This window comes from Pseudomonas sp. NFACC08-1 (genome assembly GCF_900106735.1).
Classification (GTDB): Bacteria; Pseudomonadota; Gammaproteobacteria; order Pseudomonadales; family Pseudomonadaceae; genus Aquipseudomonas; species Aquipseudomonas fluorescens_Q.
Window position 1 is genome coordinate 34,494 of record NZ_FNNL01000005.1, and the last position, 21,446, is coordinate 55,939.

A 21,446-nucleotide genomic window follows, 5' to 3' on the forward strand; every position below is an offset into this window, starting at 1 on the left:
GTCGTTATGTCTGCCAAGAGTGATGAAGCACCCAGCGACCTGATCCGCGCCCGTGACGTCGGTGGTTTCGACGTCTGGTCGCTGCCCAGCTTCGACCCCCATGTTCCCGAGCCTGAGCCGGAACCGGTGGAAGAGCTGCCGGAACCGGAGGAAGTGCCGCTGGAAGAAGTCCAGCCACTGACCCTCGAGGAAGTCGAGAGCATTCGCCAGGAGGCCTACAACGAAGGCTTTGCCGTGGGTGAAAAGGAAGGCTTCCACAGCACCACGCTCAAGGTCCGCCAGGAAGCCGACGTGGCGCTGACGGCCAAGCTACGTGCGCTGGAATCGCTGATGCTCAACCTGTTCGACCCCATCGCCGAGCAGGACACCCAGATCGAGAAATCCCTGGTCGGGCTGGTGCAACACATTGCCCGGCAAGTCATCCAGCGTGAACTGGCCATCGATTCGACCCAGATCGAACATGTCATGCGCGAAGCGCTCAAGTTGTTGCCATTGGGCGTGGGCAATGTGCGGCTGTACATCAATCCCCAGGACTTCGAGCTGGTCAAGGCCCTGCGCGAACGCCATGAAGAAACCTGGCGTATCGTCGAGGACGCTTCGCTGCTGCCCGGCGGTTGCCGTGTGGAAACCGAACACAGCCGCATCGACGCAACCGTTGAAACCCGCATCAGCCAGATCATGGCCAAATTGTTCGACCAGTTGCACGAACAGGCCCTGCATCCGGCCGCTCCCGACCTGAGCCTGGAGTTGCCGGACGAACCCCTGATCAGCGCTGATACCGCGCCGGCCGATGCTGGCTTGGATGTACCTGAATTGGACGCTTCTGCACTGGACAGCCGCGATGCGCCTTGAGCGAACCAGCTTCGGCAAGCGCCTGGGCAGCTACGCCGAGGCCAGTGAGCTGGCCGGCCAACCGATCCTGGAAGGTCGCCTGCTGCGCATGGTCGGCTTGACCCTCGAAGCCGAGGGCCTGCGTGCCGCCATGGGCAGCCGTTGCATGGTGATCAACGACGACAGCTACCACCCGGTGCAGGTCGAAGCCGAAGTCATGGGATTTTCCGGCAGCAAGGTTTTCTTGATGCCGGTGGGCAGTGTCGCCGGTATCGCGCCCGGCGCGCGCGTGGTGCCCCTGGCCGATAACGGTCGCCTGCCCATGGGCATGAGCATGCTCGGGCGCGTGTTGGACGGGGCCGGGCGTGCCCTGGATGGCAAGGGCGGCATGAAGGCCGAAGATTGGGTGCCGATGGACGGCCCGACGATCAACCCCCTCAAGCGCGACCCCATCAGCGTACCGTTGGACGTGGGCATCCGCTGCATCAACGGTTTATTGACGGTCGGACGCGGCCAGCGCCTGGGCCTGTTTGCCGGTACCGGGGTGGGCAAGAGTGTGCTGCTGGGCATGATGACCCGTTTCACCGAGGCCGACATCATCGTGGTGGGACTGATCGGCGAGCGGGGTCGTGAGGTGAAGGAATTCATCGAGCACATTCTTGGCGAGGAAGGGCTCAAGCGTTCGGTGGTGGTGGCTTCGCCAGCGGACGATGCGCCATTGATGCGCCTGCGGGCAGCCATGTACTGCACGCGCATTGCCGAGTACTTTCGCGACAAAGGCAAGAACGTCCTGTTGCTGATGGATTCTCTGACCCGTTTCGCCCAGGCTCAGCGGGAAATCGCCTTGGCCATCGGCGAGCCGCCGGCCACCAAGGGTTATCCGCCTTCGGTATTCGCCAAGCTGCCGAAACTGGTGGAACGCGCAGGCAATGCGGAAAAGGGCGGCGGTTCCATCACCGCGTTCTATACCGTGCTGTCCGAAGGCGACGACCAGCAGGACCCCATCGCCGACTCGGCCCGGGGCGTACTCGACGGGCACATCGTGCTGTCCAGGCGCCTGGCCGAAGAAGGGCATTACCCGGCCATCGACATCGAGGCGTCCATCAGTCGGGTCATGCCGTCGGTGATCAGTGCCGAACACATGAAGCGAGCCCAGCAGTTCAAGCAGTACTGGTCGCGCTACCAGCAAAGCCGCGACCTGATCAGCGTCGGCGCCTATGTCCCCGGCGGTGATCGCGAGACCGACACCGCCATCAGTCTTTACCCGTCCATGGCCGTTTATCTGCGCCAGAGCCTGAACGACAACATCGGCATGGGCGCCAGCGAAGCGCACTTGCAGACTATTTTCGCCCCGGTCTCAGGCACGTAACCGGCCATGGCCACGAGTCGTGCGGCACGCCTGGCGCCAGTGGTGGACATGGCCGAAAAGGCCGAGAAGACCGCCGTCCAGCGACTGGCCTATTTCCAGGGCCAGGTCAAAGTCGCCGAAAGCAAGCTGGCTGACCTCGAAAACTTTCGACTCGAATACCAGGAACAGTGGATCGCCCGTGGCGCCCATGGGGTTTCCGGGCAGTGGTTGTTGGGTTACCAAGGATTCCTCGCGCAGTTGGGTACCGCTATCGACCAACAGCGTCAAAGCCTGGTCTGGCACCAGAACAACCTGGAAAAGGCCCGTCAGAGCTGGCAAGAGGCGTTTGCCCGGGTCGAAGGGTTGCGCAAACTGGTGCAGCGCTATATTGATGAGGCGCGGCAACTGGAAGACAAGCGCGAACAGAAACTGCTGGATGAGTTGTCCCAGCGCCTGCCGCGTCAGAATCCCTATTGATGAGAAACCAGGATTTTGTCGGATGATCGAGGCAAAACCTTGCTCAGACCTCTACCTGATGCTACACCTTGTACACGTATGTCCATGACAGGGAAGCTGAACATGTCAGTCGTTACAGAAGTATCCCAAGATGGGAAGAAATTGACGATTTCGATCGAAGGTCGATTCGATTTCGGACGGCACCAGGAGTTTCGCGAGTCTTACGAGAGACTCAATAACAAGCCCGAGTCCATTGTGGTGGATTTGAAGAAAGCCACCTATCTCGACAGTTCCGCCTTGGGCATGCTCTTGCTGTTACGTGATCATGCCGGTGGCGACGAGTCGGACATCCGGGTCGTCAACAGCAGCAGCGACGTCAAGAAAATCCTTGCGATCTCCAATTTTGACAAGCTGTTCGACATCAGTTGATCGCCATGCAATCGTCGTCGGAGCCACTGACGGTCCTGATTGCCGAAGACAGTGCCGCTGATCGACTGCTGTTGTCGACCATCGTCCGCCGCCAGGGGCATCATGTGCTCACTGCGGCCGATGGCGCCGAAGCGGTCGAGGTCTATCTGGAAAAGCGTCCGCACCTGGTGCTGATGGACGCAATGATGCCGGTAATGGACGGCTTCGAAGCCGCGCAGAAAATCAAGCAGTTGGCCGGGGACCAGTTGGTCCCGATCATTTTCCTCACCTCGTTGACCGAGAGCGAAGCCTTGGCCCGTTGCCTGGAGGCGGGCGGCGACGATTTCCTGGCCAAACCCTACAACCAAGTGATCCTGGCGGCCAAGATCAAGGCCATGGACCGTTTGCGTCGGTTGCAGGCCACGGTGGTGGAGCAGCGCGACCAGATTGCCCGGCACCATGACTACTTGCTCAACGAGCAACGGGTCGCCAAGGCCGTGTTCGACAAGATCGCCCACTCCGGCTGCCTGAGTGCGCCGAACATCCGTTACTTGCAATCGCCTTATGCCTTGTTCAACGGTGACCTGCTGTTGGCAGCGTTCAATCCGGCTGGCGACATGCACGTCCTGCTGGGGGATTTCACCGGCCACGGTTTGCCGGCGGCGGTCGGCGCGATGCCGCTGGCGGAAGTGTTCTACGGGATGACTGCCAAAGGCTATGGCCTGGCGCAGATCCTGCGAGAGATGAATGCCAAGCTCAAACGCATCCTGCCCGTGGACATGTTTTGTTGCGCGACGTTGTTATGCCTGAGCTTCCAGCGTTGCACGGTAGAGATCTGGAACGGCGGCATGCCCGATGGATACCTGCATGACAGCCTCAGCGGCGTGCGTACGCCATTGCCGGCGCGTCACCTGCCATTGGGCGTGCTCACCCCTCAATTATTCGATGACCGCACCGAGGTGCATACCATGTCGCTGGGTGACCGGGTGTTCCTGTTGTCCGATGGCGTGATCGATACCACTGACGAAGACGAGCAACTGTTTGGCGTTGAACGGCTGCAACAGGTGTTTGCCGCCAACCGTGAACCCGACCTGCTGTTTGAAGACATCCAGCAGGCCTTGCGAGATTTTCGCGGTGAGTCGCGGGATGACTTCAGCATGGTCGAGTTGCGACTGGTCGCCCCGACGCAACTCAATCCGCCGCCACCGGTCTATTCCGATAGCGGCCAGTCCAGCCCTCTGGATTGGTCGGTGAGCTTCGAATTCCGGGCGCAGACGCTCAAGCGCTTCAATCCGATGCCCTATTTGCTGCAGTTGTTACTTGAGGTCCATGGGCTCAGGGTGCAAAGTGGCGCCCTTTACAGCGTCATGTCGGAGCTGTATTCCAATGCCCTGGATCATGGGGTGCTGGGGCTTGACTCCAGCCTCAAGCGTGACGCGGTGGGTTTTGCCCGCTATTACAGAGAGCGCAATACGCGCCTGGATGAGCTGAGCGACGGCTATGTGCGGGTGCACTTGCATGTCTCGCCAAGCGGCGAGGGTGGTCGCCTGGCCATAGAGGTCGAGGACAGTGGCGAGGGTTTTGACGTCGCCAGGGTGCTGGCGCGTCCTGTGGACACTGATCGGTTGTCGGGGCGTGGGGTGAGCCTGGTACGCCAGTTGAGCCACCAAGCCAGTTGGTCAGACGATGGTCGTAGTGCGCGCGTGGAGTTTTTCTGGGAGGCTCCGGCATAATCGGCGCCATTCTTGATCAGGGAGCGAACAAGTGAACGAGATTCATCTGGACCGCGACGTGCTCAGCACGCTGAAGGAAGTCATGGAGGAGGGGTATCTGGAGTTGCTGGATACGTTTCTCAATGATTCGGAGGCTCGCTTGCGCGTGCTGCATGAGGCACGGGACGCTGAAAAACTGAGCGCCACGGCCCACAGCTTCAAGGGCAGCAGCAGCAACATGGGCGCTATCCGCCTGGCCGAGCTGTGTGGCGAACTGGAGCAACGTGCCAAGCAGCCGTCATTGGGCGGTATCGAGAAACTGGTCAACGAAATCGACAGCGAATTTGCTTATGTTCGCAAGCTTTGCAGGGAAGAGCGCGAAGGCTTTCACTGCTGAGATTTGACGGTCGGGCAGACGTTGGCCCGTGCCTTGCATTGCCTAGTCTCGACTGTACCTATGATTCCAGTGCAGCGGAGACCTTTTTATGCCCGTTACCCCCAATACACTGCTTCAGGCCTCTGTCCAGGCCAAGCCCAAGGCCGCCGTCAATTCACCGGCAGCGGCCCCGGATCTCGGGGATAGAGCCTCCAGCTTCGCTCAAGTCTTCGCCAAGCAGGCGCCTGACAAGGCTGCGGCGGCCCCTGAGCCACCAGTGAAATCGGCGCGCGACAACGCTTCCAGTAACACCGTCAAAAAAGACACCGGCAACCAAACCCCTGCCACCTCGGAACCGACAGTTGCCGATAGCGGCAAACCCTTGCCCGCGGACAAACCGGTTAGCGCCGACGACGAGACTGCCAGTGACGACAACGCCGACTCGGCTGAGACGCCAGTGGCGGATGCTGCACCCGTCGATCCGAGCCTTGATCCAGGATTGCTACCCGACGTGACGGTGCCGGTGGCGACAATCGCGCCGGAATCTGCGCCTGTGGCCACGACCGAGACTCAGGTCACCACAGCCGTCGCGGCACCGCTTGCCCCGCTGGTGGCGCCAGCCCAGGCTGCGGTGGTCCCGGAGGTCGACCCAGCCTTTGACCCTGAAGCCGACCCGCTCGACGCATTGCCCGCCTTGCGGTTGGCGATGGAACAGGGCGGTCATGTTTCCGCCTCCAGCCAGGCGCAATCCAAGACTGCTGCCTCGGCGTCGCTCGACGGTGAGCCGACTTCGGCGCAGACCTTCGCCGCAGGCATGGCGAGCATGCTCACCGTGCAGGCCGACCAGAACAGTACCGATTCTGGTAGCCAGCAGGGCGGTGACAAGGCATTCGGCGGCTTGATCAGCGAGGGTCTCAAGGACTTGAGCGCCGCTTCCAGTGATACTCGCGTGGACGATTTCGCCAACCGCCTGGCCGCACTGACCCAGGCTGCTACGCCCAAGACCGCCAACGCGGTGCCGGTCAATCAACCTATCGCGATGAATCAGAGCGGTTGGACCGAAGAGGTGGTCAACCGGGTGATGTACCTGTCCAGCGTCAATCTCAAGGCGGCCGACATCCAGCTGCAACCCGCCGAACTCGGACGCCTGGATATCCGGGTGAACATGGTTCCGGACCAGCAGACCCAGGTCACGTTCATGAGTGCCCATTCCGGCGTTCGCGAAGCTCTCGAGGGGCAGATGCATCGCCTGCGGGACAGTTTCGCCCAGCAGGGCATGGGCCAGGTCGATGTCAGCGTGTCCGATCAATCCCGAGGCTCGCAGAACCAGGGGCAGCAGGCCCAGCAGCAAGCCCAGGCCGGGCGCACGACGTCGTCCGGTGGGCGAGTGGACTCAGCGGATGAACACCTGCCGGCCAGCGTTGCGGAAGTGGCGGCCAGTACCACCAGCGTCATTGGCTCCAGTGCGGTCGACTACTACGCCTGATGTCAGCCCCCCCTCAGTGGGAGCGAGCTTGCTCGCGATAGCGGCTTGTCAGTTACCTTGCAGGTAACTGATCCTTCGCTATCGCGAGCAAGCTCGCTCCCACATTGGTTTCAGGGCGATCAAAGATTGCATCCGCCCAGCCATCTTCTCTCTTGCCACTTCTGGCATAACACTTGCTCCAGCCTTGCCGTGCAACAGTGAAAACCCCGATTAGTGACGGATTATTGGCATGGCGAAGAGTGAAGCAGCAGCTGTAAAAGACCCTGCAACCAAAGGCAAACTCAAGCTGATCATCATGATCGTAGTGGGTTTGCTCCTGGCGATCGGTGTATCTGTGGGCGCGACCTGGTATTTCATGCACAGCGCTCAAAGCAAGCCGGCAGTGGCGGTCGAAGCTGCGCCAGTGGGCAAGCAGCCGGCGATTTTCGAACCGATGGCGCCAGCCTTCGTGGCCAACTACACCCAGAACGGTCGTCAACGCTACATGCAGGTGAGCATTACCCTGCTGGGTCGCAACCAGGCTGACCTGGAGGCGCTGCGGGTGCATATGCCCCTGATCCGCAATAATCTGGTGATGCTGTTTTCCGGACAGAATTTCGACACCCTGGCCACCCCGGTCGGCCAGGAAATGTTGCGTCAGAAAGCCACGGCCAGCGTGCAGGAAGTCGCTCAGAAAGAGCTTGGCAAAGTGGTGATCGAACAGTTGCTCTTCACTAACTTCGTATTGCAGTAGGAACACGACATGGCCGTGCAGGACCTGCTGTCCCAGGACGAAATCGATGCGCTGTTGCATGGTGTCGACGACGGTCTGGTACAGACCGAAAACGCTGCTGAACCGGGCAGCGTCAAAAGCTACGACCTGACCAGCCAGGATCGCATCGTTCGCGGACGCATGCCGACCCTGGAAATGATCAACGAACGTTTCGCCCGCTACACCCGCATCAGCATGTTCAACATGCTGCGCCGTTCGGCCGATGTGGCCGTCGGTGGCGTGCAGGTGATGAAGTTCGGCGAGTACGTGCACTCGCTGTACGTGCCCACCAGTCTCAACCTGGTGAAGATCAAGCCGTTGCGCGGCACCGCGTTGTTCATCCTTGACGCCAAGTTGGTGTTCAAGCTGGTGGACAACTTCTTCGGTGGTGACGGCCGTCACGCCAAGATCGAAGGTCGGGAATTCACCCCAACCGAGTTGCGGGTGGTGCGCATGGTGCTGGAGCAGGCCTTCGTCGACCTGAAGGAAGCCTGGCAGGCGATCATGGAAGTGAACTTCGAGTACATCAACTCGGAAGTGAACCCGGCCATGGCCAACATTGTCGGCCCGAGCGAGGCCATTGTGGTCTCGACCTTCCACATCGAACTCGATGGCGGTGGCGGCGATCTGCACGTGACCATGCCGTACTCGATGATCGAGCCGGTGCGTGAAATGCTCGACGCCGGTTTCCAGTCGGACCTCGACGATCAGGACGAGCGCTGGATCAATGCCTTGCGCCAGGACGTGCTAGATGTCGACGTGCCGATCGGTGCGACGGTCGCTCGCCGGCAACTGCGCCTGCGGGACATCCTGCACATGCAGCCGGGGGACATCATCCCCGTAGAGATGCCGGAAGACATGATCATGCGCGCCAATGGCGTGCCGGCCTTCAAGGTCAAGATGGGCTCTCACAAAGGCAACCTGGCGTTGCAGGTGATCGAGCCGATCGAACGCCGCTGAGCGGTGTCGAACGCCTTAAGTTTGTAACGGTTTTTTGCTTCTAACTGAATTTTTGCCCGCCGAGGAAACATGATGGCTGACGATATGAATACCCAGGATGACCAGGCGCTGGCCGACGAATGGGCCGCGGCCCTGGAAGAAACCGGCGATGCCGGGCAAGCCGACATCGACGCCTTGCTGGCGGCCGATACTGGCGCCCATGCGTCCAGTCGCCTGCAGATGGAAGAATTTGGCAGCGTGCCGAAGAGTCATGAGCCGGTGACGCTCGATGGTCCGAACCTGGATGTGATCCTCGATATCCCGGTGTCGATCTCCATGGAAGTGGGCAGCACCGACATCAACATCCGCAACCTGCTGCAGCTCAACCAGGGTTCGGTGATCGAACTGGACCGCCTGGCCGGCGAGCCGCTCGACGTACTGGTCAACGGTACCTTGATCGCCCATGGCGAAGTGGTGGTGGTCAACGAGAAGTTCGGCATTCGCCTGACGGACGTGATCAGCCCGAGCGAACGCATCAAGAAGTTGCGCTGAGTGAAAGGTTTCTTCGCTGCAGCCGCGATGCTGCCATTGAGTGTGCTGGCGGCCGAACCGGTTGCCACGGCCGCCGCTGCGCCGGTAGCAGGCAGTGGTATCGCCGGGCAATTGGCGCAGTTGGTGCTCGGCTTGCTGCTGGTTCTGGGCTTGATCTTCTTTCTCGCCTGGTTATTGCGGCGTGTGCAGCAGGCGGGGCCGGCTGGCAAGGGGCAGGTCATCGACATCGTCGGTTCGCGCGCGCTCGGGCCACGCGACCGGCTGGTGCTGGTACAGGTCGGTAACGAGCAGATCCTGCTCGGCTTGAGCCCGGGCACCATCACCGCCTTGCACGTCCTCAAGGAGCCGGTGCAGGTGCCCTCCGCCGAGCAGGCCAGCCCCGAATTTGCCCAGCGCCTCATGGAACTGTTGGGTAAAGACCAGAAGGATAAAAAGTAATGCCATTGCGCATTCTGTTGGCATTGGCCTTGATGCTGGCCGCACCGTTGGCGTTCGCCGCCGATCCGCTGTCGATCCCGGCGATCACCCTCGGAACCAACGCCGAAGGGGCCCAGGAATACTCGGTCAGCCTGCAGATCCTGCTGATCATGACCGCGCTGAGTTTCATCCCGGCGTTCGTCATGCTGATGACCAGCTTCACCCGGATCATCATTGTCTTTTCGATCCTGCGCCAGGCCCTGGGCCTGCAACAGACCCCCTCGAACCAGATCCTCACCGGTATGGCGCTGTTTTTGACCATGTTCATCATGGCGCCGGTGTTCGACCGGGTGAACCAGGATGCGCTGCAACCCTACCTGGCAGAAAAAATCACCGCCCAGGATGCCGTGGCCAAGGCTGAAGTGCCGATCAAGGATTTCATGCTGGCCCAGACTCGCAGCAGCGACCTGGAGCTGTTCATGCGCCTGTCCAAGCGCACCGATATCCCCAGTGCCGACCAGGCGCCGCTGACCATCCTGGTGCCAGCGTTCGTGACCTCTGAACTCAAGACCGCGTTCCAGATCGGCTTCATGATTTTCATCCCGTTCCTGATCATTGACCTGGTGGTCGCCAGTATCCTGATGGCCATGGGCATGATGATGCTCTCTCCGCTGATCATTTCCTTGCCGTTCAAGATCATGCTGTTTGTGTTGGTGGATGGCTGGGCGCTGATCATCGGTACCCTGGCGGGCAGTTTCGGCGGTGTTTAGGCCTTTTGTGCGGGGAGGGCGATATGACGCCTGAAGTAGCGGTAGACCTGTTCCGTGAAGCACTCTGGCTGACGACCATAATGGTTGCCATCCTGGTGATCCCCAGTCTGCTGGTGGGGTTGCTGGTGGCAATGTTCCAGGCCGCGACCCAGATCAACGAACAGACCTTGAGCTTCCTGCCGCGCCTGCTGGTGATGCTGGTGACGCTGATCGTTGCTGGCCCCTGGCTGGTACAAACCTTCATGGAATACATCCTGCAGCTGTATGGCAGTATTCCGCAGTTGATCGGCTGACCCCATGTCGATGCTCGCGCTGACGGACACCCAGATCAGTACCTGGGTGGCGTCGTTCATCCTGCCGCTGTTTCGCGTCACCGCGGTGCTGATGAGCATGCCGGTCTTCGGTACGACCCTGGTGCCGACCCGCGTGCGGCTGTATTTCGCCTTGGCCATCACGGTGGTCATTGCGCCTGGGTTACCACCGATGCCGCCGGTCAATGCCTTGGATCTCAGCGGCCTGATGTTGATCGCCGAGCAGATCCTCATCGGCGCCTTGATGGGGTTTTCGCTGCAGCTGTTCTTCCAGGCCTTCGTGGTGGCCGGGCAAATCATCTCGATCCAGATGGGCATGGCCTTCGCGTCCATGATCGACCCTACCAACGGCGTCAACACGGCGGTGATCGGTCAGTTCCTGACGATGCTGGTGACTCTGTTGTTCCTCGCCATGAACGGGCATCTGGTGGTGTTCGAGGTGTTGACCGAGAGTTTCACCACGATGCCGGTGGGCAGTGCGTTGCTGGTCAATCATTTCTGGGAAATCGCCGGCAAGCTCGGCTGGGTCCTGGGTGCGGCGATGGTGCTGGTATTGCCGGCGATCACCGCGTTGCTGATAGTCAACATCGCGTTTGGCGTGATGACCCGCGCGGCGCCGCAGTTGAATATTTTCTCCATTGGTTTCCCGCTCACCCTTGTGCTGGGCATGGTGATTTTCTGGGTCAGCCTGGGGGATATCCTCAATCAGTATCAGCCGCTGGCTACCCAGGCCTTGCAGCTTTTACGCGACATGGCACAGGCGCGCTGAACCATGGCCGAGAGCGAGAGTGGTCAGGACAAGACAGAAGACCCCACGGATAAGCGCAAGAGGGAGTCCCGGGAAAAGGGTGAGATCGCTCGCTCCAAGGAACTCAATACCCTGGCGGTGATGCTGGCCGGGGCGGGCGGGTTGCTGATTTATGGTGGTGGGTTGGCCTTGGACTTGCTGGAAATCATGCGGCTGAATTTCTCCCTGCCCCGTGAAGTGCTGCTGAGTCCGGGAGCGATGGGGCAGTATCTGCTGCACTCGGGAAAAATTGCGATTCTGTCGGTACAGCCAGTCCTGCTCTTCTTGTTGTTGGCTGCCATCATTGGCCCGATTTCCCTCGGTGGCTGGCTGTTCGCCGGCAAGAGCTTGGCCCCTAAATTCAGCCGGATGAATCCGGCCGCCGGCATCAAACGTATGTTCTCTACTACGGCGCTGATGGAGCTGCTCAAGGCTTTTGGGAAATTCCTGCTGATTCTGTTTGTGGCGCTCACCGTCTTGCAGTCCGACATTGACGACCTGTTGCGCATCGCCCATGAGCCTCTGGAGCAGGCCATTATCCATAGTGTGCAGTTGGTGGGCTGGAGCACATTGTGGATGGCCTGCGGCCTGATCCTGATCGCTGCCATCGATGTGCCAATCCAGCTGTATCAGAGCAAGCAGAAGTTGATGATGACCAAGCAGGAGATACGCGACGAGCACAAGGACCAGGAGGGCAAGCCGGAGGTCAAGCAGCGGATTCGCCAGTTGCAGCGCGAGGTGTCCCAGCGGCGGATGATGGCGGCGATCCCCGACGCCGATGTGGTTATCACCAACCCGACTCACTACGCCGTAGCCCTCAAGTACGACCCCGAAAAAGGCAACGCTCCGGTGTTGCTGGCCAAGGGCAGTGACTTCCTGGCGCTGAAAATCCGTGAAATCGCCGTGGCCAATGAAGTGATGTTGCTCGAATCCCCGGCCCTGGCGCGATCGATTTACTACTCCACCGAACTCGATCAGGAAATCCCTGGCGGCCTGTACCTGGCCGTGGCCCAGGTACTGGCCTACGTCTACCAGATCCGCCAACACCGCGCCGGCAAGGGCAAGCGCCCCGAGCCACTCAAGGATTTGCCGATTCCGCCGGATTTGCGACGGGATTCCTGAGTCTGGCTATTGCAGGCGTTGAACCAGGTGCAGAACTGTTTGGAGCGGGGACACGGTGGACCTGTGGCGAGGGAGCTTGCTCCCGCTGGGCTGCGAAGCGGCCCCAAACCAGACCCACTCAATTCCCCAGGCATACCTGAATATCCCAGATTCAGGGGCCGCTTCGCAGCCCGTCGGGGATAAATCCCCTCACTACAGGTTCTGCGTTCGGCGGGGCATGATTTTTCCTGTAGCGCCCTCCGTTCCTACCTGCGGCCAAAGTTGGAAGGCTTCTTGCAATACCCCGTCTGCGCCCGTCCGGGGCGTCAAAAGTTTGCTTTACAGGCACGGGGATTATTGGTGGATCGCTCTCAGTTACTCAGCACCGCTCGCAGCAACGTAGCAGACCTCAGCCGGGGTAACCTGGGTGTGCCGCTGTTGCTGCTGGTCATGCTCGCCATGATGATGCTGCCGGTGCCGCCGTTCCTGCTGGACGTGTTCTTCACGTTCAACATCGCGCTGTCGATCGTGGTGCTGCTCGTTTGTGTCTACGCCTTGCGGCCATTGGATTTCGCAGTATTCCCCACCATCCTGCTGGTAGCCACGTTGATGCGCCTGGCGTTGAACGTGGCCTCCACCCGGGTCGTGATGATCCACGGGCATGAAGGGCACGCTGCCGCCGGTAAGGTGATCCAGGCGTTCGGTGAGGTGGTGATCGGCGGCAACTATGTGGTCGGTATCGTGGTCTTCGCCATTTTGATGATCATCAACTTCGTCGTGGTGACCAAGGGTGCCGGACGGATTTCCGAGGTGAGCGCGCGTTTTACCCTCGATGCGATGCCTGGCAAGCAAATGGCGATCGACGCCGACCTCAACGCCGGCTTGATCGACCAGGGCCAGGCCAAGCTGCGTCGTCTGGAAGTGGCCCAGGAGGCCGAGTTCTACGGTTCCATGGACGGTGCCAGCAAATTCGTGCGCGGTGACGCCATCGCCGGTTTGCTGATTCTGTTCATTAACCTGATCGGCGGTATGGCCGTCGGTATCTTCCAGCACGGCATGACTTTTGGCGACGCCGGTAAGGTGTACGCCCTGCTGACCATCGGTGACGGTTTGGTGGCGCAATTGCCATCACTGTTGCTATCCACAGCTGCTGCGATCATGGTGACCCGCGCTTCGGGCTCCGAAGACATGGGCAAGCAAATTGGTCGTCAGATGTTCGCCTCGCCCAAGGCCTTGGCCGTGGCCGCAGGCTTGATGGCGGTGATGGGGATCGTGCCGGGAATGCCGCACTTTTCCTTTCTGACCATGGCTGCCATGGCTGCCGGTGGCGCCTACCTGTTCTGGAAAAAGCAGAACGTGCAGAAAGTCCAGGCCCTGCAAGAGGTCAAGCGTCAGCAGGAGCTGCTGCCGTCGCCGGCCCGCGCCATGGAAACCAAGGAACTGGGCTGGGATGACGTGACGCCTATCGACATGATCGGCCTGGAAGTCGGTTATCGCCTGATTCCATTGGTCGACCGCAACCAGGGTGGTCAGTTGCTGGCGCGGATAAAGGGGGTGCGCAAGAAGCTCTCCCAGGACCTGGGCTTCCTGATGCCCACCGTGCATATCCGCGACAACCTCGATCTGGCGCCGAGTGCCTACCGTCTGACGCTGATGGGGGTGATCCTGGCCGAAGCCGAGATCTACCCCGACCGCGAGTTGGCGATCAACCCGGGGCAGGTCTACGGCAGCCTCAACGGCATCACCGCCAAGGATCCGGCTTTTGGCCTGGAAGCGGTGTGGATCGAAATCAGCCAGCGGGCCCAGGCGCAGTCCCTCGGCTATACCGTGGTGGACGCCAGTACGGTGGTGGCGACCCACTTGAACCAGATCCTGTACAAACACTCCAGCGAGCTGATCGGCCACGAAGAAGTCCAGCAACTCCTGCAAGTACTGGCCAAAGGCTCGCCGAAGCTGGCCGAAGAGCTGGTGCCGGGCGTGGTTTCGTTGTCGCAGTTGCTCAAGGTGCTGCAGGCGCTGTTGGCCGAACAGGTGCCCGTGCGCGACATACGCAGTATTGCCGAGGCTATCGCCAACAACGCTTCCAAGAGTCAAGATACCGCCGCCCTGGTGGCTGCGGTTCGGGTCGGCGTGTCCCGTGCAATCGTCCAAAGCATTGTAGGCACTGAGTCTGAGCTGCCTGTGATCACCTTGGAGCCAAGGTTGGAACAGATATTGCTCAATAGTCTGCAGAAGGCAGGACAAGGCTCGGAAGAGGGTGTTCTGCTGGAGCCAAGCATGGCCGAGAAGCTGCAGCGTTCGCTGATCGAAGCAGCCCAGCGGCAAGAGATGCAAGGCCAACCGGTGATCCTGCTGGTGGCCGGTCCGATTCGCGCGATGCTCTCGCGATTCGGGCGCCTCGCGGTTCCGGGGCTGCATGTGCTGGCGTACCAGGAAATACCGGACAACAAGCAAGTGACCATCGTTGCGACAGTAGGGCCCAACGGCTGAGGTAGTGGTTTATGCAAGTGAAGCGTTTTTTCGCCGCCGATATGCGTCAGGCCATGAAGCTGGTTCGTGACGAGCTGGGCGCTGAAGCGGCCATCATCGGTAATCGCCGGATCGCTGGCGGTGTCGAACTGACGGCTGCGCTGGATTATAAATTGTCGGCGCTGGCTCCCCGGGTTCCGAACATGGAACTTGAAGACGAGCTGCGCAAGACCCAATCGCGCATCGCCAGCGCCCAGGCCGAGCTGAGCCTGCGCAGCAGCGAAGGCGAGGGCGCGGCAGGCACCAATCGTCAATTGTTTGCCGGTCAGCCGCTGACGGCCGGCCTGCCTTTGACTGCTGCCGAACCGCTGATCGAGCAGGCCCACGCCGAACCGCGTCGTCCTGAGCCAGCGCCCGCAGCGCCTGCCCGGGGTGTCGATCCGCGGGCCCTGGATTCGATGCGCTTTGAACTCAACAGCCTGCGTGAGCTGATGGAAGTCCAGCTCGGCTCCCTGGCCTGGAACCAGCTGCAAGGCAGCCGTCCAGCCCAGGCCAACCTGTGGCGTCGCCTGCAACGCATCGGCCTGTCCGGCCCGTTGTCCCGGGACCTGCTGGCGCTGATCAATGATATCGAGGAGCCTCGTCAGGCCTGGCGCATGTTGCTGGCGCACTTGGCGCGGATGATCGCGACCCCGGAAGTCGAGCCGTTGGAAGAAGGCGGGGTAATCGCCATGGTCGGTCCTGCCGGCATGGGCAAGACCACCACCCTGGCCAAGCTCGCCGCCCGTTATGTACTCAAGTACGGCGCCCAGAGCATTGCCCTGGTGAGCATGGACAGTTTCCGTATCGGCGCCCAGGAACAACTCAAGACCCTCGGCCGGATCCTCAATGTGTCGGTGACCCATGTGGATCCGGGTCAGTCCCTGGCCCAGGCGCTGGAGCCGCTGCTGCGCAAACGCGTCGTGCTGATCGATACCGCAGGCCTGCAAGCCAGCGATCCAGCCCTGCGCATGCAGCTCGAAAGCCTGGCCGGACGCGGTATCAAGTCAAAAAATTATCTCGTATTGGCAACCACCAGCCAGAAACAGGTTCTAACCGCCGCATACCACAGCTACAAACGCTGCGGGCTGGCCGGCTGCATCCTGACTAAGCTGGACGAAACGGCAAGCCTGGGCGAGGTGTTGAGCCTGGCGATCGGTCATGAATTACCGGTGGCCTACCTGACCGACGGGCCGCGGATCCCGGATGATTTGCATCTGCCGCGCCGTCATCAACTGGTCAGTCGTGCCGTGAGTGTGCAAATGCAGGAAGAACCCAGCGAAGAAGCCATGGCTGATATGTTCGCTGATATCTACCACAGCCCGACCAAGCAGGTCGGCTGAGGTAATCATGAATATTTTTTGTACCTACATCGATGGTCTGCCATGCATTGTTCCGTATGTGAACGCGCAGCCAGTAATGTGGCCTCCGTCTAAGTAAGACAAGGTAAAGAACGAACATGGGCAGCATGCATCCCGTACAGGTGATCGCGGTGACCGGCGGCAAAGGTGGCGTCGGGAAGACTAACGTGTCAGTGAACTTGTCCCTGGCTCTGGCAGAGCTTGGCCGACGGGTCATGCTGCTGGACGCCGACCTGGGCCTGGCGAACGTCGACGTGTTGTTGGGGCTTACACCCAAACGCACGCTGGCGGACGTGATTGAAGGGCGCTGTGAGCTGCGTGACGTATTGTTGCAGGGGCCGGGCGGGATTCGCATCGTGCCGGCTGCCTCAGGCACCCAGAGCATGGTTCACCTGACCCCGGCCCAGCACGCGGGCCTGATCCAGGCTTTCAGCGACATCGGCGACAACCTCGATGTGCTGGTGATCGACACCGCAGCCGGTATCGGTGACTCGGTCGTCAGTTTTGTCCGCGCGGCCCAGGAAGTGCTGCTGGTGGTCTGCGACGAACCGACGTCCATCACCGACGCCTATGCCCTGATCAAGTTGCTTAACCGCGACTATGGCATGAACCGCTTCCGCGTCCTGGCCAACATGGCCCAGAGCCCGCAGGAAGGACGCAACCTGTTCGCCAAGTTGACAAAGGTCACGGATCGTTTCCTGGACGTCGCCCTACAATACGTCGGCGCAGTGCCTTACGACGAAAGCGTACGCAAGGCCGTCCAGAAGCAACGTGCCGTTTATGAAGCCTTTCCACGTTCCAAATGCGCGCTGGCGTTCAAGGCAATCGCCCAGAAGGTCGATACCTGGCCACTGCCGGCCAACCCTCGCGGGCATCTGGAATTTTTCGTCGAGCGTCTTGTGCAACAAACAGCAGGGCCCGTGCTATGACAGCCAGCGGTTACAACCATCTCTACAAAAAATCGGCACGGGACGCCCAATACGAATTGATCGAGCGTTACGCGCCACTGGTCAAGCGTATCGCCTATCACTTGCTGGCGCGGTTGCCGGCCAGTGTCCAGGTCGAGGACTTGATCCAGGCGGGCATGATCGGCCTGCTCGAAGTGTCGAACAAATACGACGCGAGCAAGGGCGCGAGTTTCGAGACGTATGCCGGTATTCGCATTCGCGGTGCGATGCTCGATGAAGTCCGCAAGGGCGATTGGGCGCCGCGTTCGGTACACCGCAATACCCGCATGGTCAGTGATGCAATTCGGGCAATTGAAGCTAAAACCGGGCGTGACGCTAAAGATCACGAGGTTGCGGCCGAACTCCAGTTGAGTCTCGACGATTATTACGGGATTTTGAACGATACCTTGGGCAGTCGCCTGTTCAGTTTCGACGACCTGTTGCAGGACGGCGAGCATGAAGGGCTGCACGAGGATAATGCAAGTGCTCACATGGAGCCGTCGCGTGACCTGGAAGATGAACGTTTCCAGAGCGCGCTGGCGGATGCGATTGCCAATCTGCCGGAGCGTGAGCGGCTGGTCTTGGCGCTGTACTACGACGAAGAGCTGAACCTCAAGGAAATCGGTGAGGTCCTGGGGGTCAGCGAATCGCGGGTCAGCCAGTTACACAGCCAGTGCGCGGCCCGTTTGCGGGGGCGTTTGGGGGAGTGGCGAGCGCGTTGACAGGCAGTGTGGGGACACTGCGAACGAGGCTGGCCTGGCAGGTGCTGTACCAGTCTCCATCCGTTGTGCTCCAGACCGTTGTCGAGTGTTGTGCCGGATTGATTGAAATGGCGCGTCCAGGTGCTGGGCGCGTTTAAGACTGCTTGGAGGTCGAATTGGACAAGAACATGAAAATCCTCATCGTTGATGACTTCTCAACGATGCGGCGGATCATAAAAAACCTGTTGCGTGACCTTGGGTTCACCAACACGGCCGAAGCAGATGACGGGACCACTGCGCTCCCGATGTTGCACAGTGGCAACTTCGATTTCCTGGTCACCGACTGGAACATGCCGGGCATGACCGGTATCGACCTGTTGCGCCAGGTGCGTGCCGACGAAAAACTCAAGCATCTGCCGGTGCTGATGGTCACTGCCGAAGCCAAGCGCGAGCAGATCATCGAAGCGGCCCAGGCCGGTGTAAACGGCTATGTGGTCAAACCCTTCACGGCCCAGGCGTTGAAAGAGAAGATCGAAAAAATCTTCGAACGCATCGGTTAACGGCGCCACGGGGGAGCTATGGATAACGAATCTTCAATGGGCGATTTCGAATCGACCCTGAAAAAACATGCCCGCGAACTGGTCGACAGCCTTGAAAAAGGTCGCTTTGGCGATGCGGTTCAAATGATCCATGAGCTCAACCAGACCCGTGACCGCGGTCTGTATCAGGAGGTGGGCAAGCTCACGCGTGAATTGCACAGCGCGATTGTCAATTTCCAGATCGACCCGAATATGCCGCAGGCCGAGGAAGTCTCGCAGATCACCGACGCCACCGAGCGTCTGGGTTATGTGGTCAAGCTGACCGAGGCTGCGGCCAACCGCACCATGGACCTGGTGGAAAGCGCAACGCCCCTGGTCAATGGCCTGAGCGACGAAGCCCAGGCCTTGAGCACCGACTGGGGTCGGTTCATGCGGCGCGAAGTCGGCGCCGAAGAGTTTCGGGAGCTGGCCCGTCGGGTCGACGGTTTCCTGACGCGCAGCAGCAACGAGAACCGCGCCGTGGCCAGTAACCTCAACGACATCCTGCTGGCTCAGGACTATCAAGACCTGACCGGCCAGGTGATCAAGCGCGTGACCCAGTTGGTCACCGAAGTCGAAAGCAACCTGCTCAAACTGGTGTTGATGGCCAGCCAGGTCGACCGCTTTGCAGGCATCGAACACGACCGTGAAGCGATGCTCGCTGAAAAAGATCCACAAAAACATCTCTCTCAGGGTGAAGGTCCGCAGATTCATGCCGATAAAAGAGAAGACGTTATGTCCGGTCAGGACGATGTGGACGATTTGCTGTCCAGCCTTGGATTCTGAGTTTTAGCCCTGTTTTAGGAGCAGCCATTAATGAGCTTCGGCGCCGATGAAGAGATCCTTCAGGATTTCCTGGTTGAGGCCGGCGAGATTCTAGAGCAACTGTCTGAACAGCTGGTCGAGCTGGAAAGCCGACCAGATGATGCGGATCTGCTCAATGCAATTTTTCGCGGTTTCCACACTGTAAAAGGAGGCGCCGGCTTCCTCCAGCTCAACGAGTTGGTGGAGTGCTGTCACATTGCCGAAAACGTGTTCGACATCCTGCGCAAGGGTGAGCGTCGCGTTGATTCGGAACTGATGGACGTGGTGCTTGAAGCGCTGGATGCGGTCAACAGCATGTTCAGCGAAGTGCGTGAGCGCTCGCCGATCACCGCTGCCACCCCCGAACTGCTCGCTGCGCTGGCGCGCCTGGCCGAGCCGCAATCGGCTGATGAAGCGGCTCCGGTTGCCGAGGCTGCGGTTGAAGAACCGGTCGCCGAGGCATCGGGCGACATCACCGATAACGAATTCGAACAACTGCTGGACTCCCTGAATACCGTCAAGGCCCAGGCCGAGGCGCCGGTCGCTCCGGCTGCACCTGCTGCACCGGTCGCCGATGGGGTGGCCAGCGATGAAATCACCGATGCCGAGTTCGAGTCACTGCTCGACCAGCTCCACGGCAAGGGCCAGTTCGCGCCGGATGCGGTCGTGCCGCCGGCGGCTCCGGCCGCCCCGAAAGCCGCGGGCGACAGCTCGGACATCACCGACGACGAATTCGAAGCCTTGCTCGATCAGTTGCATGGCAAGGGCACCTTTGCCGTTGACGCGCTGGATTCAGCCATCGCTTCGGCGCCGACACCGGCCAAGCCTGCCGCTGCTACCGCGGGCAGCGACCTGATCAGCGATCACGAATTCGAATCACTGCTCGACGAGTTGCATGGCAAGGGCAAGTTCAGCGAAGTCGGTACCGCTTCTGCTGCGCCTGCTGCGCCTGCTGCCGCTGCCGCAGCGGCTGCACCGGCGGCCAAGGCTGCGCCCAAACCCGCTGCCAAGGCACCGGAACCGAAGGCCGAACCCGCCAAGCCTGCCGCTGCTGCTCCGGCGCCCGCCCGTGCTGCGGCGGCTGCGCCAGCGGAAAAACCGGCCAGCGAAGCCGAGACCACTGTTCGGGTCGATACCGCGCGCCTGGACGAGATCATGAACATGGTCGGCGAACTGGTGCTGGTGCGTAACCGTCTGGTGCGCCTGGGCCTCAACAGCCAGGATGAAGCCATGTCCAAGGCCGTGTCGAACCTCGACGTGGTCACGGCGGACCTGCAGACCGCGGTCATGAAGACCCGGATGCAGCCGATCAAGAAAGTCTTCGGGCGCTTCCCGCGCCTGGTTCGCGACCTGGCTCGCCAGCTCAAGAAAGAAATCAACCTGGAACTGGTGGGTGAAGAAACCGACCTCGACAAGAACCTTGTCGAGGCCCTGGCCGACCCGCTGGTCCACTTGGTGCGCAACGCGGTCGACCACGGCATCGAGTCGCCGGAAGAACGCGAAGCCTCGGGCAAGGTCCGCAGCGGCAAGGTGATCCTGGCCGCCGAGCAGGAAGGCGACCACATCCTGCTGTCGATCTCCGACGACGGCAAAGGCATGGACCCTAACGTGCTGCGTTCCATCGCGGTGAAACGCGGTGTGATGGACAAGGATGCCGCTGACCGCCTGAGCGACACCGAGTGCTACAACCTGATCTTCGCCCCGGGTTTCTCGACCAAGACCGAGATTTCCGACGTGTCGGGCCGTGGCGTGGGCATGGACGTGGTGAAAACCAAGATTTCCCAGCTCAACGGTTCGATCAACATCTACTCGACCAAGGGCCAGGGCTCGAAGATCGTCATCAAGGTCCCGCTGACCCTGGCGATCATGCCGACCCTGATGGTGATGCTGGGCAACCAGGCGTTCGCCTTCCCGCTGGTCAACGTCAACGAGATTTTCCACCTCGACCTGTCGCGCACCAACGTGGTGGACGGCCAGGAAGTGGTGATCGTACGGGACAAGGCACTGCCGCTGTTCTACCTCAAGCGCTGGCTGGTCAGCTCCGCCGCTCATGTGGAGCAGGGCGAAGGCCATGTGGTGATCCTTTCGGTGGGCACCCAGCGGATCGGCTTCGTTGTCGACCAGTTGGTGGGCCAGGAAGAAGTGGTCATCAAGCCGTTGGGCAAGATGCTCCAGGGCACCCCGGGCATGTCCGGCGCCACCATCACCGGCGACGGCCGCATCGCGTTGATCCTCGATGTGCCAAGCATGCTCAAGCGTTACGCCGCTCGGCGTATTTGATTCTGGAGGGGCGTGGCCCAGG

The 21,446-nt window shown here is 60.6% G+C and carries 22 protein-coding genes; all 22 read left to right on the forward strand.

From position 1 onward, the window contains the following. Positions 1–6: 6 nt before the first annotated feature. The 22 genes from fliH to BLU76_RS12195 all read left to right on the forward strand — a co-directional run bounded on the left by fliH (position 7) and on the right by BLU76_RS12195 (position 21,424). Complete coding sequence (gene fliH, locus BLU76_RS12090; RefSeq protein ID WP_092144959.1) at positions 7–852, forward strand: flagellar assembly protein FliH; 846 nt, start codon at positions 7–9, stop codon at positions 850–852. Then, the gene (fliI, locus tag BLU76_RS12095; RefSeq protein ID WP_063322402.1) at positions 842–2,200 is read left to right on the forward strand and encodes a flagellar protein export ATPase FliI; all 1,359 of its coding nucleotides are present in this window, start codon (positions 842–844) and stop codon (positions 2,198–2,200) included. Before fliH ends, fliI begins: the two co-directional genes overlap by 11 nt. Before the next feature lie 6 nt (positions 2,201–2,206). Beyond that, complete coding sequence (gene fliJ / locus BLU76_RS12100; protein ID WP_003199091.1) at positions 2,207–2,656, forward strand: flagellar export protein FliJ; 450 nt, start codon at positions 2,207–2,209, stop codon at positions 2,654–2,656. Between the two features lie 102 nt (positions 2,657–2,758). After that, positions 2,759–3,064, forward strand: a complete 306-nt coding sequence (locus tag BLU76_RS12105) for an STAS domain-containing protein (protein ID WP_053182985.1) — start codon at positions 2,759–2,761, stop codon at positions 3,062–3,064. Positions 3,065–3,069: 5 nt separating this feature from the next. After that, on the forward strand, positions 3,070–4,776 hold the full coding sequence (locus BLU76_RS12110; RefSeq protein ID WP_072341619.1) for an ATP-binding SpoIIE family protein phosphatase: 1,707 nt from the start codon (positions 3,070–3,072) through the stop codon (positions 4,774–4,776). A gap of 31 nt (positions 4,777–4,807) precedes the next feature. After that, positions 4,808–5,152 carry an Hpt domain-containing protein gene (locus BLU76_RS12115; RefSeq protein WP_063322400.1) on the forward strand — a complete coding sequence of 115 codons (345 nt, stop codon included), beginning with the start codon at positions 4,808–4,810 and terminating at the stop codon, positions 5,150–5,152. 88 nt (positions 5,153–5,240) lie between these two features. After that, positions 5,241–6,617, forward strand: coding sequence for a flagellar hook-length control protein FliK (locus BLU76_RS12120; RefSeq protein ID WP_092222863.1), 1,377 nt, complete (start codon positions 5,241–5,243; stop codon positions 6,615–6,617). 229 nt (positions 6,618–6,846) lie between these two features. Further along, positions 6,847–7,350, forward strand: a complete 504-nt coding sequence (fliL, locus tag BLU76_RS12125; protein ID WP_013692537.1) for a flagellar basal body-associated protein FliL — start codon at positions 6,847–6,849, stop codon at positions 7,348–7,350. A gap of 9 nt (positions 7,351–7,359) precedes the next feature. Then, a complete protein-coding gene (gene fliM / locus BLU76_RS12130; RefSeq protein ID WP_003184019.1) occupies positions 7,360–8,328 on the forward strand; it encodes a flagellar motor switch protein FliM in 969 nt (322 codons plus the stop codon). Between the two features lie 72 nt (positions 8,329–8,400). Next, positions 8,401–8,859, forward strand: coding sequence for a flagellar motor switch protein FliN (gene fliN / locus BLU76_RS12135; RefSeq protein ID WP_003199107.1), 459 nt, complete (start codon positions 8,401–8,403; stop codon positions 8,857–8,859). Between the two features lie 27 nt (positions 8,860–8,886). Then, positions 8,887–9,297: a flagellar biosynthetic protein FliO gene (gene fliO / locus BLU76_RS12140; RefSeq protein ID WP_063325145.1), complete on the forward strand. Its 411-nt coding sequence runs from the start codon at positions 8,887–8,889 to the stop codon at positions 9,295–9,297. Continuing rightward, the gene (gene fliP, locus BLU76_RS12145; protein WP_003199111.1) at positions 9,297–10,046 is read left to right on the forward strand and encodes a flagellar type III secretion system pore protein FliP; all 750 of its coding nucleotides are present in this window, start codon (positions 9,297–9,299) and stop codon (positions 10,044–10,046) included. Before fliO ends, fliP begins: the two co-directional genes overlap by 1 nt. Before the next feature lie 23 nt (positions 10,047–10,069). Beyond that, positions 10,070–10,339, forward strand: coding sequence for a flagellar biosynthesis protein FliQ (gene fliQ, locus BLU76_RS12150; RefSeq protein ID WP_014337170.1), 270 nt, complete (start codon positions 10,070–10,072; stop codon positions 10,337–10,339). A gap of 4 nt (positions 10,340–10,343) precedes the next feature. Further along, the gene (gene fliR, locus BLU76_RS12155; RefSeq protein ID WP_063322398.1) at positions 10,344–11,126 is read left to right on the forward strand and encodes a flagellar biosynthetic protein FliR; all 783 of its coding nucleotides are present in this window, start codon (positions 10,344–10,346) and stop codon (positions 11,124–11,126) included. A gap of 3 nt (positions 11,127–11,129) precedes the next feature. Then, positions 11,130–12,266: a flagellar biosynthesis protein FlhB gene (flhB, locus tag BLU76_RS12160; RefSeq protein ID WP_092144955.1), complete on the forward strand. Its 1,137-nt coding sequence runs from the start codon at positions 11,130–11,132 to the stop codon at positions 12,264–12,266. A 339-nt stretch (positions 12,267–12,605) separates the two neighbouring features. After that, the gene (gene flhA, locus BLU76_RS12165; RefSeq protein WP_092223097.1) at positions 12,606–14,735 is read left to right on the forward strand and encodes a flagellar biosynthesis protein FlhA; all 2,130 of its coding nucleotides are present in this window, start codon (positions 12,606–12,608) and stop codon (positions 14,733–14,735) included. Between the two features lie 11 nt (positions 14,736–14,746). After that, positions 14,747–16,096, forward strand: a complete 1,350-nt coding sequence (gene flhF / locus BLU76_RS12170) for a flagellar biosynthesis GTPase FlhF (protein WP_063322396.1) — start codon at positions 14,747–14,749, stop codon at positions 16,094–16,096. A 116-nt stretch (positions 16,097–16,212) separates the two neighbouring features. Continuing rightward, entirely contained in the window at positions 16,213–17,043 is an 831-nt protein-coding gene (gene fleN / locus BLU76_RS12175) for a flagellar synthesis regulator FleN (protein ID WP_003184001.1), read from the forward strand. Then, positions 17,040–17,783, forward strand: a complete 744-nt coding sequence (gene fliA / locus BLU76_RS12180) for an RNA polymerase sigma factor FliA (protein ID WP_014337177.1) — start codon at positions 17,040–17,042, stop codon at positions 17,781–17,783. The genes fleN and fliA overlap by 4 nt, the downstream gene beginning before the upstream one ends. 167 nt (positions 17,784–17,950) lie before the next feature. Beyond that, positions 17,951–18,322, forward strand: coding sequence for a chemotaxis response regulator CheY (locus tag BLU76_RS12185; protein ID WP_003199125.1), 372 nt, complete (start codon positions 17,951–17,953; stop codon positions 18,320–18,322). 18 nt (positions 18,323–18,340) lie between these two features. Continuing rightward, positions 18,341–19,126 (forward strand): protein phosphatase CheZ, encoded by a 786-nt coding sequence (locus BLU76_RS12190; protein WP_063322395.1) that lies wholly within the window; start codon positions 18,341–18,343, stop codon positions 19,124–19,126. Positions 19,127–19,156: 30 nt separating this feature from the next. Further along, positions 19,157–21,424 carry a chemotaxis protein CheA gene (locus tag BLU76_RS12195; protein WP_092222865.1) on the forward strand — a complete coding sequence of 756 codons (2,268 nt, stop codon included), beginning with the start codon at positions 19,157–19,159 and terminating at the stop codon, positions 21,422–21,424. Positions 21,425–21,446 lie beyond the last annotated feature (22 nt).